General features: G+C 77.8%; 9 protein-coding genes and 1 pseudogene. 5 read left to right on the top strand and 5 right to left on the bottom strand.

The window, feature by feature from the left end; all coding sequences use genetic code 11:
* Window positions 1–151: 151 nt before the first annotated feature.
* From purE to AB6N23_RS13960, 5 genes are read right to left on the bottom strand one after another with little or no spacing between them, the layout of a single operon-like run.
* Window positions 152–688, bottom strand: coding sequence for a 5-(carboxyamino)imidazole ribonucleotide mutase (gene purE / locus AB6N23_RS13980; RefSeq protein WP_412866632.1), 537 nt, complete (start codon window positions 686–688; stop codon window positions 152–154).
* Entirely contained in the window at window positions 685–1,872 is a 1,188-nt protein-coding gene (locus tag AB6N23_RS13975; protein WP_412866631.1) for a 5-(carboxyamino)imidazole ribonucleotide synthase, read from the bottom strand. The genes purE and AB6N23_RS13975 overlap by 4 nt, the downstream gene beginning before the upstream one ends.
* Window positions 1,873–1,890: 18 nt before the next feature.
* Window positions 1,891–3,084: a mannose-6-phosphate isomerase, class I gene (gene manA / locus AB6N23_RS13970; protein WP_412866630.1), complete on the bottom strand. Its 1,194-nt coding sequence runs from the start codon at window positions 3,082–3,084 to the stop codon at window positions 1,891–1,893.
* A 34-nt stretch (window positions 3,085–3,118) separates the two neighbouring features.
* A complete protein-coding gene (locus AB6N23_RS13965; protein ID WP_412866629.1) occupies window positions 3,119–4,465 on the bottom strand; it encodes an ATP-binding protein in 1,347 nt (448 codons plus the stop codon).
* Window positions 4,466–4,468: 3 nt separating this feature from the next.
* The gene (locus AB6N23_RS13960) at window positions 4,469–5,197 is read right to left on the bottom strand and encodes a response regulator transcription factor (protein WP_412866628.1); all 729 of its coding nucleotides are present in this window, start codon (window positions 5,195–5,197) and stop codon (window positions 4,469–4,471) included.
* Window positions 5,198–5,380: 183 nt separating this feature from the next.
* Here AB6N23_RS13960 and AB6N23_RS13955 point away from each other — a divergent pair, with 183 nt between their 5' ends.
* The 5 genes and pseudogenes from AB6N23_RS13955 to AB6N23_RS13935 form a co-directional block, all read left to right on the top strand.
* Window positions 5,381–6,856 carry a sensor histidine kinase gene (locus AB6N23_RS13955; RefSeq protein ID WP_412866627.1) on the top strand — a complete coding sequence of 492 codons (1,476 nt, stop codon included), beginning with the start codon at window positions 5,381–5,383 and terminating at the stop codon, window positions 6,854–6,856.
* Window positions 6,853–7,596 carry a response regulator gene (locus AB6N23_RS13950; protein ID WP_412866626.1) on the top strand — a complete coding sequence of 248 codons (744 nt, stop codon included), beginning with the start codon at window positions 6,853–6,855 and terminating at the stop codon, window positions 7,594–7,596. The genes AB6N23_RS13955 and AB6N23_RS13950 overlap by 4 nt, the downstream gene beginning before the upstream one ends.
* A 163-nt stretch (window positions 7,597–7,759) precedes the next feature.
* A complete protein-coding gene (locus tag AB6N23_RS13945) occupies window positions 7,760–8,569 on the top strand; it encodes an ABC transporter ATP-binding protein (protein WP_412866625.1) in 810 nt (269 codons plus the stop codon).
* Window positions 8,569–11,109 (top strand): ABC transporter permease, encoded by a 2,541-nt coding sequence (locus tag AB6N23_RS13940; RefSeq protein WP_412866624.1) that lies wholly within the window; start codon window positions 8,569–8,571, stop codon window positions 11,107–11,109. The genes AB6N23_RS13945 and AB6N23_RS13940 overlap by 1 nt, the downstream gene beginning before the upstream one ends.
* Window positions 11,110–11,394: 285 nt before the next feature.
* Window positions 11,395–12,558 (top strand): annotated as a pseudogene (locus tag AB6N23_RS13935) (hypothetical protein); the annotation flags it as partial.

Raw genomic sequence — 12,558 nt, 5'->3', positions numbered from 1 at the left:
CTCGGGGGGCGCGCCGGGGCCGGCGGCCGGCGCGGCGGGGCGGGGCGGGGCCGACGTCACCCCACGACGGTAGGCACGCGCGCACGCCCCCGCACCGCGAGAGCCCGCGCCCGGCGCGGCCGGATCCGCACCGTCCCGCGACCGGGTGACGTCAGGCCGTGAAGCCCGTCGGCGGTCGCTGCGCGAACCCGCGCAGGCGCTCCCCCTTGGCGTCGGCCTGGGCACGCAGCCCGTCCTGGAACGTCGTCATCGCCTCGCGCAGGCGCAGCGCCTCCGCGTCCGTGCCGGCCGCCAGGACCCGCACCGCCAGCAGGCCGGCGTTGCGTGCGCCGCCGACCGAGACGGTCGCCACGGGCACGCCGGCGGGCATCTGCACGATGGACAGCAGCGAGTCCATGCCGTCGAGGTGCGCGAGCGGCACGGGGACGCCGATGACGGGCAGCGGCGTCAGGGCCGCGAGCATGCCCGGGAGGTGGGCCGCCCCGCCGGCGCCGGCGACGACCGCGCGCAGGCCGCGCCCGGCGGCGGACCGGCCGTACGCGACCATCTTGTCGGGCTGGCGGTGCGCCGAGACGACGTCCACCTCGACGGGGACGCCGAACTCCCCGAGCGCCTCGGCTGCCGCCTGCATGACGGGCCAGTCCGAGTCGGACCCCATGACGATGCCGACCAGGGGCGTGCCGCTCATGCCGTTCCTCCGTCGCGCGGTGCGGACGCCTCGCCGCGCAGAAGCGCGACGGCGGCCCGCGCACGCGCGCGGACGTCCTCGAGGTCGGGGCCGCTGACGTTGACGTGCCCGAGCTTGCGCCCGGGACGCACCGCCTTGCCGTACAGGTGCACCTTGGCGCCCGGGTCCGCCGCGAGCACGGCGGGCAGCGCGTCGGTGGGGTCGTCGAGGTCGCTGCCGAGCAGGTTGACCATCACGGTCCACGGCGCCCGCGACGCGGTGCCGCCGAGCGGCAGATCCAGCACGGCGCGCAGGTGCTGCTCGAACTGGCTGGTGACGGCGCCGTCGATCGTCCAGTGGCCCGAGTTGTGGGGGCGCATGGCGAGCTCGTTGACGAGCACGCGCGGCACGCCGCCGTCCGGGTCGGCCACCTCGAACATCTCGACGGCGAGGACGCCCGTGACGCCGAGCCCCTCGGCGACGCGGCGCGCGACGTCCTCGGCCGCGGCGGCCGTCGCGGGGTCCAGGTCGGGCGCCGGCGCGACGACCTCGGCGCACACCCCGTCGCGCTGCACCGACTCGACGACGGGCCACGTGACGGACGCGCCGGACGGCGTGCGCGCGACCAGGGCGGCGAGCTCGCGGCGGAACGGCACGAGCTCCTCGACGAGCAGGCGCGGACCGGTGCCGTCGGCCGCGGCGGCGAGCCAGTCCGCCACGTCGGCGGCGTCGCGCACGACCCGCACACCCTTGCCGTCGTACCCGCCGCGGGCGGTCTTGACGACGGCGCGCCCGCCCGACGCGGCGAGGAACGCGGTCAGGTCCGCGGCCGACGCGACCGGCGCCCAGCGCGGGCAGGGCACGCCGAGCGCGGTCAGCCGCTCGCGCATCACGACCTTGTCCTGCGCGTGCAGCAGCGCGTCGGGGCCGGGCTGCACGGGCACGCCCGCGGCGGCGACGGCGGCGAGCACCTCGGCGGGCACGTGCTCGTGCTCGAAGGTGAGGACGTCGGCGCCGGCGACGAGCGCCGTCACGGCGGCCACGTCGGAGGCGGCGCCCACGGGCGCGTCCGCGACGGCCTGCGCGGCCGACGAGCCGGGGGCCTCGACGAGCACGCGCAGGTGCAGCCCGAGCGCGGTGGCGGGTCCGGCCATCATGCGGGCGAGCTGTCCGCCGCCCACGACGGCCACGGTCGGTGGTGTCACGGGCGACGAGCCTAGCCGTCAGGGCACCGAGGCCTGCACCAGCCGGCCGAAGCCCTGCACGACGAGCGGGCCGTCGTCGGCGCGCACGAACACCGCCCGGCCGGACGCGAGCTCGACGTGCCCGTCCGCCCCGGTCAGCCGGCACGAGCCCTCGAGGCACAGCACGATGCGCGGCCCGACGCCGGGCAGCCGCGCGGGGCGCCCGTCCGTGAGCCGGGTGACCGAGAGCTCGAAGTCGTCGACCGGTGCGTAGAACACCTCGGTCGCGTCGAAGGACCGCTCGGCGGCGATGCGGATGGGCGGTGCCGCCACGCAGTCGACGGTCCGCAGCAGCTCGGGGATGTCGACGTGCTTGGGCGTCAGGCCGGCCCGCAGCACGTTGTCGGAGTTCGCCATCACCTCGACGGCGGACCCGCTGAGGTACGCGTGCACGGCACCGGCGGGCACGAAGCACGCCTCCCCGGGGCGCAGCGTGACGGGGTTGAGCAGGACGGCCGTGACCGCCCCGGGGTCGCCGGGGTACGCCTGCGCGAGCGTCGCCACCGCGCGGTCGGTGCGGGGCGAGGGCGAGCCGTCGCGCAGCCGGTCCGCGAAGATCCGCGCGAGCTCGTCGACCTCGTCGGGCGACGGCCGCGTCTCCGGGGCGACGAGCTCCGTGAACGCCGCGCGCACGCCGTCCGCCGACGGGTCGGCCGCCACGACGTCGCGCAGCCGCTGCGCCACCGGGTGCTCGACGCCGGCGAGGATCTCCGCGGTGCGCCGCGCGGCGCGGAAGCCGACGAGCGCCTCGAAGTGGCTGAGCGCGTACACGAGCTCGGGCTTGTGGTTGCGGTCCTTGTAGCTGCGCCGGGGGTCGTCGCGCGGCACGCCGCGCTCGTCCTCGGCCGCGTAGCCCGCGACGGCCTGCTCGACCGTCGGGTGCACCTGCAGCGACAGCGGCGCGGCGGCCGCGACGAGCTTGAGCAGGTAGGGCAGCCGGGCGCCGAAGCGCGCCACGACGTCGTCGCCCAGGACGCCCTGCGGGTCCTCGGCGACGAGCCGGTCGAGCGTCGTCACCGTGCCGTCCGCGCCGACGACCGACGGCGCCGACGGGTGCGCGCCGTACCACGCCTCGGCCACCGGCGTGCCGTCGGGCACCGCCCCGAGCGCCTCCGGGATCGCCGTCGTGGACCCCCACGCGTAGTGCTGCAGCACCGGGTCGATCACCCGCACGCCACCCTCCCCTGCTCCGTCGTGAGGCCCCACCCTAGGTGGCGGGACCGGCCCCACGGGACTCCCTGCGGCGGTCGCGCCGCACGGACACCATGGCGCCGCGCGGCAGCACGACGTCCGGCCGCAGCGACGCCGGCACGCCCGACAGGAACAGGGCGAAGACCGCAGGGCGGCGCTGCGCCAGCTCGAGGCGGCCGCCGTCGGCGTTCGCCAGGTCGCGCGCGAGCGCCAGCCCGAGCCCCGTGCCGGCGCCCGACGTCACCTCGCGCTCGAAGATCCGCGGCGCCAGCTCGTCCGGGACGCCCGCGCCCTCGTCGCCCACCTCGACCACGACCGTGCGCGCCGGCCCGCCCGCGCGCGAGCGGACCGTCGTGGTCCCGGCGCCGTGCTTGAGGGAGTTCTCGATGAGCGTGGCGAGCACCTGCGCGAGGGCGCCGGGCGTCGCGAGCACCTGCGTGGCGGTGTCGACGTCGACGACCAGGCGGCGGCCCGCGGCGGCGAACGTCGGCGCCCACTCCTCCTCCTGCTGGTGCACGACCTCGCGCAGGTGGATCGCCTCCGTCGTGCCGCCCTGGGCGCGCCGCGAGCGGGTGAGCAGGTCGTCCACGACGCGCACCAGCCGCTCGACCTGCTCGAGCGAGATGCGGGCCTCCTCGCGCACCTCCGGCTCGCCCGCGGCGAGCATGATCTCCTCGAGCCGCATGGACAGCGCCGTCAGCGGCGTGCGGAGCTGGTGCGAGGCGTCGGACGCGAACTGCCGCTCGGCCGCCAGCCGCCCCGCCATGCGGTCGGCGCTGCGCGCGAGCTCGGCCGCGACCAGGTCGATCTCCTCGACGCCCGACGGCTCGAGCTGCGGGCGCACCTGCCCGGACCCCAGCTGCTCGGCCGACGCCGCCAGGTAGACGAGTGGGGCGGCGAGCCGGTTCGCCTGCCAGATCGCCATCGCGATGCCGGCGCCGAACGCCACGACGGCGGCCACGACGACGAGGGCGATGACGCGCGCCGACAGCCAGAACACGTCCCACCAGGACGCCTCCAGCACGACCGTCGCGACGGTGTCCGACGTCGCCTCGACCTGCACGGCGCGGCCCTGCACCTCCGGGCCCGCCCGGTACGTCTCGCCGTCGGCGGTCCGCACCGTCACGGACGCGACGGTGCCCCCCTCGACGCCGGTGTAGGGCTCGAGCATGCGGTCGCTGAGCGCGATGTCCTGGTCGACGCGGAAGTCGACGGTGCGCGCGACGGACTCGGCGCGGACCTCGAGCTCGCGCACCTCGTTCTCGCGCACGAGCTGCGCGCCGAGGAACGCGAGGGGGAACCCCAGGAGGACGACGGCCGCCGTGACGGCGGCGATCGTCGCCTGCAGGACGCGACGGCGCACGGGTCAGGCCCGGTCGAGCCGCTCCGCGTCCGGCGCGCCGGCGGTGACGGACGCGCCGCCCGCCTCGAACCGGAAGCCCATGCCGCGCACCGTCGTCACGTAGCGCGGCGCGTTCGCGTCGTCGCCGAGCTTGCGCCGCAGCCACGACACGTGCATGTCGAGCGTCTTGGTCGAGCCCGTCGGGTCGGAGCCCCAGACCTCGCGCATGAGCGCGTCGCGGGAGACGACCGTGCCGGACGCGCCGACGAGGACGCGCAGCAGGTCGAACTCCTTGGCGGTCAGGTGCAGCTCGCGCTCGCCCTGGAAGGCGCGGTGCGCGGCGACGTCGACGCGGACGTCCTGCGCGTGCAGCTCGTCCTCGTCCTGCGGGTCACCGACCGTGCGGCGCAGCAGCGCCCGCACCCGCGCGAGCAGCTCGGCCAGGCGGAAGGGCTTGGTGACGTAGTCGTCGGCGCCGGCGTCCAGGCCGACGACGAGGTCGACCTCGTCGGCGCGGGCCGTGAGCACGAGGACGGGCGTCGTCAGCCCCTGGCTGCGGATCGCGCGGGCGACGTCGAGCCCGTCCATGTCCGGCAGCCCGAGGTCGAGCACGACGAGGTCCGCGGTCGCGGCGCCGTCGATCGCGCCTTGACCCGTGCCTTGCACGCGCACGTCGTACCCTTCACGACCCAGCGCGCGCGCCAAAGGCTCGGCAATCGCGGGGTCGTCCTCCGCCAGCAGCACCTGGGTCATCGGGCCATGCTAGGTCACGGACTCCCCAGGTCCGCCACCCCCTCGTCCCACGGGACGGCGTGCCGCAGGTCACGTCGCGGTCATGTCGCGGCCCGGGGCGTGCGCCCGCAGGGGGACGGTGGCCGGCCCGTCGTCCGCCCCGGGGCGCACGCCCGCGCGCCGGGGTCGGCCTACGCTCGGGGCGTGACGTGGTGGGACCGCCTGCTGCGGTGGGAGGAGTCCCACCGCTTCGCCGTCGACGCCTGGGGTGCGGCGGTGCTCTGGCTGGTCATGGGCACGCTGGCCGTCGACCTCTCGTCGGCGCCCGCACAGGCCCACAACGGCACCCGGCTGGCGGCGGCCGCCATGATCGCCCCGCTGGCGTGGCGCCGCACCCGTCCCGTCGTGAGCGCCGTGGCCGTGTACGCGGCCGCGCTCGTCCACATGCTCGCCGGTCTCCCCCTCATCTTCCCGGCGGACCTCGTCGTGCTGGTCGCCCTGTACTCCCTGACGGTGCACGGCCCGCGCTGGGCCTACCGGGTGGGCTTCGGCGGCGCCGTCGTCGGCACGCTGCTCATGACCGTGCTGCTCGGCGTGCACGGCGCCTTCTACTGGCCGGCCGCCGTCATCATGTCGGTCGTCGTCGGCTCGATGTTCCTGGCGGTCTTCGCGTTCGGGCTCGTGCGCCGCAGCCGTCGCGAGCACCTGGAGGCGCTCGTCGACCGCGCCGAGCGGCTCGAGGTCGAGCGCGACCAGCAGGCCGTGATCGGCGCCGCGACCGAGCGCGCCCGCATCGCGCGCGAGATGCACGACATCGTCGCGCACAGCCTGTCCGTGATGATCGCGCAGGCCGACGGCGGCCGGTACGCCGCCGCCGCCGACCCCGCCGCCGCGACCCGCGCGCTCGGCACGATCGCGGAGACCGGGCGCGCCGCGCTCACCGACATGCGCCGCCTGCTCGGGGTCCTGCGCGCCGACGCGGGCCCGTCGCGTCCCGGCGGGACGGCCGCGGACGGACCGTCGCCCGCGGGCGCGGCCGGACCGGACCCGGCGGGCGCCGCGGCGCTCGTGACGACGCCGCAGCCGGCCGTGGACGACCTCGAGACGCTCGTGGCGCAGATGCGGGCCAGCGGCATGCGTGCCTCGCTCGTGCGCCTCGGGCCGCCGCGCCACCTGCCGCCCGGCGCCGGGCTCACCGTGTACCGCATCGCGCAGGAGTCGCTGACGAACGTCCTCAAGCACGCGGGGCCGGACCCGTCCGTGACCGTCATGCTGCAGTGGCTCCCCCGCGCCGTGACCCTCGAGGTCAGCGACGACGGGCGGGGCGCGGCGGCGGACAGCGACGGGCTCGGCCAGGGGCTCGTCGGCATGCGGGAGCGGGCCGCGATGTTCGGCGGCACCGTCACGGCGGGCCCCCGGCCGGGCGGCGGCTACCGGGTGCGCGTGCAGCTGCCGACGCCGTCGTCCGGGAGCACCGGCGCGACGACGGCCGCGACGGCGGCGCCCCCGGCCCGGACCCCGGCGCCGGCGCCGCCCGCGACCACGACCACGCCTGCGATCTCGCCCACGCCCACGGACGACGCCGCGGCCGCCGGCCCGCGGCCGCCTGCACCGCAGCCGTCACCCGCTGCACGCACCGGGGCGACCGCCCCCACCCCCACGGAAGGACACCCCGCGTGACGACCTCGGACCCCGGCCGCCCCGACCTCGCCGACCGCGTGCGCGTCGCCCTCGTCGACGACCAGCAGCTCGTCCGGGCCGGGTTCCGCATGGTGATCGACTCGCAGCCCGACCTCGAGGTGGTGCTCGAGGCCGGCGACGGCGCGCAGGCGGTGCGCGCGCTCGACCCGGCCGCGCGCACGGCGACCGGCCCCGTCGACGTCGTGCTCATGGACGTCCGCATGCCCACGATGGACGGGCTCGAGGCGACCGAGCAGATCGTCGCGCGCGGCACCGCGGAGCACCCGGCGCCGCGCGTCATCGTCCTCACCACGTTCGACCTCGACGAGTACGTGCTCAGCGCGATCCGCGCGGGCGCGAGCGGGTTCCTGCTCAAGGACGCCCCGCCCGAGGAGATGCTCGCCGCGATCCGCACGGTGCACCGCGGGGACGCGGTGATCGCGCCGTCGAGCACGCGCCGCCTCCTCGAGCACCTCGTCACGGCGCTGCCGTCCGACGAGCCGGCGGCGGCCGACGACCCGGCGCACCAGGCGGTCGCGCAGCTCACGGACCGCGAGCGCGAGGTGCTCGTGCTCATGGCGCGGGGACGCTCGAACACGGAGATCGGGCAGGACCTGTTCGTCGCCGAGGCGACGGTCAAGACGCACGTGGGACGCATCCTCGCCAAGCTGGGCGCGCGCGACCGCGTGCAGGCGGTCGTCGTCGCGTACGAGACGGGCCTGGTCCGCCCGGGCGCCTGACGTCCCGGCCGGCACGTCACCGGGCGCGTCCGCCCACCGGCGGCCGCCGCGTGCGGCCCTGGTATGACACGGGCGGCACCACGACCCACCGGCGGCCGGACGCGGCGGGGGCGACCGCGGGCGAGGCTGGGGCCATCGTCACCCGAGCAAGGAGCACCTCCCCGTGGACACCACCGTGCAGCGCCCCGCCGAGCCCGCCGACGCACCACCGCACCGCCCCGCGGCGTCGTGCGCGCGCGGCCTGACCAAGGTCTACGGGTCCGGCCCGTCCGCCGTCCGCGCGCTCGACGGCGTCGACGTCGACTTCGCCGGCGGCGCGTTCACCGCGATCATGGGCCCGTCCGGGTCGGGCAAGTCGACGCTGATGCACCTGCTCGCGGGTCTCGACCAGGCGTCGTCCGGCACCGTGCACCTGGGCACGACGGACATCACGCGGCTCGGCGACGACGACCTCACGCGGCTGCGCCGCGACCGTGTCGGGTTCGTGTTCCAGTCGTTCAACCTGCTCCCCATGCTGACCGCGGAGCAGAACGTGCTGCTCCCGCTGGACCTCGCGGGCGCGACCGTGGACCGCGCGTGGTTCGACACGCTCGTGGGCACGCTCGGCCTCGGCGCGCGCCTGGGCCACCGCCCGAGCGAGCTGTCGGGCGGCCAGCAGCAGCGCGTGGCCATCGCCCGGGCGCTCATCGCACAGCCCGAGGTCGTCTTCGCGGACGAGCCCACGGGCAACCTCGACTCCCGGGCGGGCGCCGAGGTGCTCAGCTTCCTGCGGCGCTCCGTGCGCGAGCTCGGCCGCACCGTCGTGATGGTGACGCACGACCCGACCGCCGCGGCGTACGCCGACCGCGTCGTGCTGCTCGCCGACGGCCGCATCGCCGGCGACGTCGCCGACCCGTCGCCCGAGTCCGTGCTGGCCGCGCTCGACGGCCTGCGCACGCTCGAGGCGCCCGTCGGGACGGACGGGCACCTCTGATGCTGCGCCTCACCCTCTCCCAGATGCGGCGCAGCCTCGGCCGCCTCGTCGCCGCCGGCGTCGCCATCGCGCTCGGCGCCGCGTTCGTCGCCGCCACGCTCGTCGCGGGCGACGTCATCACGCGCACCGGCTACGACGCCGTCACCGCGTCCTACGGCAAGGCCGACCTCGTCGTGGGCCTCCGGGACGGCTTCACGGACGAGACGCTCGCCGAGCTGCGCGCCACGCCCGGCGTCGACGGCGCCGACCCCGTGCTCCTCGGCTGGACCCAGCTCCGCGTCGGGGCGCGCGAGACGTCCGAGCGGCTCGTCGCCACGCCGTCGGACCCGCGCCTCGCGACCCTCGAGGTGGTCGAGGGCACCATCCCGGCCGCCGACGACGAGATCGCGCTGCCCGCCACCACGGTCGAGCGCCTCGGCACCGCGGTCGGCGAGGTCCTCCAGGTCTCCTGGTACCCCGTGCCGGAGGACGTGGACTCGCCCGAGGCGACGGCGGAGCCGGAGCAGGAGACCGCCGAGGTCCGCCTCGTCGGGATCGTCGACGACCCGGCGGGGGCCTGGAGCCAGTACGGCGGCGCCGGACTCGCCACCCCCACCTCGGCCCTGCGCTGGAGCGGCGTCACGACCGTCGAGCAGGCCGCGCCGGAGCGCGCGCTCGTCGTCGCGGCACCCGGTCGCGTCGACGAGGTCAGCGCCGCGCTCACGGCGGCGCTGCCGGCCGACGCCACGGTGCGCACGCGCGACGAGGCCGCGGCCGAGACCGTGGAGCAGCTCGGGAACGGCGGCAACGTCCTCGTCATGGTCGCCCTCGGCTTCGCGGCGGTCGCCCTGCTCGTCGCCGCGCTCGTCATCGCCAACACGTTCCAGGTGCTCGTCGCGCAGCGCGCCCGCACGCTCGCGCTGCTGCGGTGCGTCGGCGCGCGGCGCGGCCAGCTGCGGGCGTCGGTGCTCACCGAGGCGGCGATCCTGGGGGTCGCCGCGTCGGCCGCCGGGCTGCTGGTCGGGGTCGGCCTCGCGCAGCTCGCCCTCACCGTGCTCAGCCGCGTGGACGTGGGCGTGCCGCTGCCGTCCACCGTGACGCCGACCCTCGCGGTCGTGCTGCTCCCGCTGCTCGTCGGCACGGCCGTGACCGTCCTCGCCGCGCTCGTGCCCGCCCGCGTCGCCACCCGCGTCCCGCCGGTCGCCGCGCTGCGCCCCGTGGACGCCCCGACGCTGGCCGCCGGCGCCGGCCGCGTCCGCCTCGCCTTCTCCCTGCTCCTCACGGTGGGCGGGATCGCCGCCCTGCTGGGCGCCGTCGCGCTCGCCGTGGCCGGCATCGGGGTCGGCGCGATGCTGCCGCTGCTGGTCGGCGTGCTCGGCGGCGCCGCGTCGTTCGTCGGCATCCTGCTCGGCGCGGTGTTCTGGCTGCCGAAGGTCGTCGCGGCCGTCGGCGCGCTCCTGCGTCGCATCAGCCCGAGCGCCCGGCTCGCGGCCGCGAACACCGTCCGCAACCCGCGCCGCACCGCCGCGACGAGCACGGCGCTGATCATCGGCGTCACGCTCGTCGCGATGATGAGCACGGGCGCCGCCTCCGCCCGGAGCTCGCTGGCGCAGTCGATGGACGAGCGCTACCCGGTGGACCTCGTCGTCCACAGCCTCAGCGGGGAGCGGGTGCCGGACGACGTGCGAGAGCTCGTCGCCGGGACGCCCGGGATCGAGCGGACCGTCGAGGTCCGCCGGCACCAGGTCCTCGTCGGGGACCACTACCTGACGGCGAACGTCCTCGACGCGGACGACGCGGCCGCGGTCCTCGAGGACGAGCGGGTCGTCGCGGCGCTGGCCGACGGCGTCGGGGTGCTCCCCGAGTGGACCGGCGTCGACGGCACCGTGACCCTCGAGCTCACCGACGAGGACGGGAGCCCGGTCGCACCCGGCGTCGACGTTCGCACCCGAGCGGGTGCGTCGGACGAGGCGTACCTGCCGGTGGGAGCCGGCGAGGCGCTGGGGATCGACGCGTCGGAGACGGTGCTCTTCGCCCGGATCGCCGACGGCGCGTCCGCCGGCGCCGTCCTGACCGCGGTCCGGGACGGCCTCGTCGACTCCGAGATGGACGTCATCAGCGAGGCGGCGTCGCGCGAGGCCGACGAACGCGTCATCGACACGCTGCTCGCCGTCGTCGTCGGCCTGCTCGGCGTCGCGGTCGTCATCGCCCTCGTCGGCGTGGCGAACACGCTGTCGCTCTCGGTCATCGAGCGGCGCCGCGAGTCGGCCACGCTGCGGGCGATCGGTCTGTCGCGGCGCGGCCTGCGGTTCATGCTCGCGGTCGAGGGGATGCTCATCTCCGGCGTGGGCGCCGCCCTCGGCGTCGGCCTCGGGATGCTCTACGGCTGGGCCGGCGCCGCCACGGTGTTCGGCACGACCGGCGACCTGCAGCTCGCGGTGCCGTGGTCGGACCTCGCGATCGTGCTGGCGGTGGCGCTGCTCGCCGGGCTCGCCGCGTCGGTGCTGCCCGGGCGGTCGGCGGCGCGCACGCCCCCGGTGGCGGCGCTCGCGGTGGACTGAGGCCGGCCCCGCCCGCCGCGGGTGGGGGGTGCACCGCGGGGCGCTCACGTCGACGACGTGGGCGCCCCGCGGTGTGCCGGTGGCGTCTCGGGCGGGGTCCGGGGCGAGGTCCCGGTCGGCGTGCCGGCGGTGCGCGGCGTGCTGCCCACGGGCACGGGCCTCCGGGCGCCGCGACCTGGTCCCCGCGTCGTCCCGGCCCGACCACAGCCCCGATCACGGCCGTCGTCGTCCCCCGCTGTGCGACGTCCGTACCCGCCCCGGCCGCGCCCGCGGCACCGTGCCGGGGTGCGCATCTCCCTCCACGGCACCTCTCCCGGCAGCACCTCCCCCGGCGGCACCTCCCCCGACGGCACCGAGACCTCCGCCACCCCGCTGCGCGGGGGCACGGCAGGGTGGCCGCGCACCGCTGCCGACGACGGCCCCGACGCCCTGGTCGACCCCGGGCTGCCGGCCGGCGACCTGCGCCGGCACCTCGCGCTGCTCACCGGGGACGCGCGCTGGGCGGCCGGCGCCACCCGTCTCCACGTCGGTCCGACCCTGCTCGACGACACCCACCCCGCCGGCGTCCCGCCGCTCGTGCCGGGGGCGCGCGCCGGGCTGCGCGCGCTGCCCGACGACCCCGTGGCCGGCGCCGAGCTCGCCGGGGGCCACGTGGCGGTGGTCGCCGGCCCGGACGCCGGGCACGTGCACGGCCTGCCGGTCGGCGGCCGCCTCGTCGTGACCGGCGTGGTGACCGGCGTGCGGGCCGCCGTGCTCGTGAGGGACACCGTGCGCCGGAAGGACGCCGTGCGCGGGGACGAGGCCGTGCGCGGCGAGGACGCCGTCCGCGGCGACGCCGCCACGCCCGTCGGGCCCGCCGCCCTCGTGCGGGACGCCGCGCTCGTCGGCGTCCGCGTCGAGGTGCGGCGCTCGCGGCGCGGCGTGCGCGTGCGCGTGCGCGGTGGCGCGGGCGTGCTGCTGCGGCCCCGCCGGGGCACGTCGCGGTGGGGGCCCGACGGCGGTCCGCGTCCGTGGCTCCCGGCAGGCCGCGCGCGCGTGGTCCCCGCTGCCGGTCCGGCGGTGCGCCGTCGGCGCGTCGGCCGCCTCCCCCGTCGGTGGCGTCCCGCCGACGCGCTGCACGTGGGCGGGACGGTCCTGCGCCTGCGCACGGACGCGCCGGCCGCGCGCACGCCGCTCCCGGCGCCGTCGCCGTGGGTGTGGTCGGCGCTCGCCTCCGCCGGCGCGGGCGTCGCGCTCGCCGTCGCGCTGCGGCAGCCCCTGCTGCTCGTCGGCGCCGCCGTGGGCCTGGCGGGCCTGGTCGCGGCGAGGGCACCCGCCGCCGCGCGCACCGGCGCCCGGGCACCCGGGCCGGCCGACGACCCCGCGGGTACGGCGCCACCACCCGCCGACGTGGCGGCGGTCCGCGCCCGTGCGGCGCGTGCGGCGCGGACCGGCGAGGCCCTCGGTACG

This window comes from Cellulomonas pasadenensis (assembly GCF_047229365.1).
Lineage (GTDB): Bacteria > Actinomycetota > Actinomycetes > Actinomycetales > Cellulomonadaceae > Cellulomonas.
The sequence above is the reverse complement of the archived record's forward strand: the minus strand, read 5'-3'. Positions and strand labels throughout refer to the sequence as shown.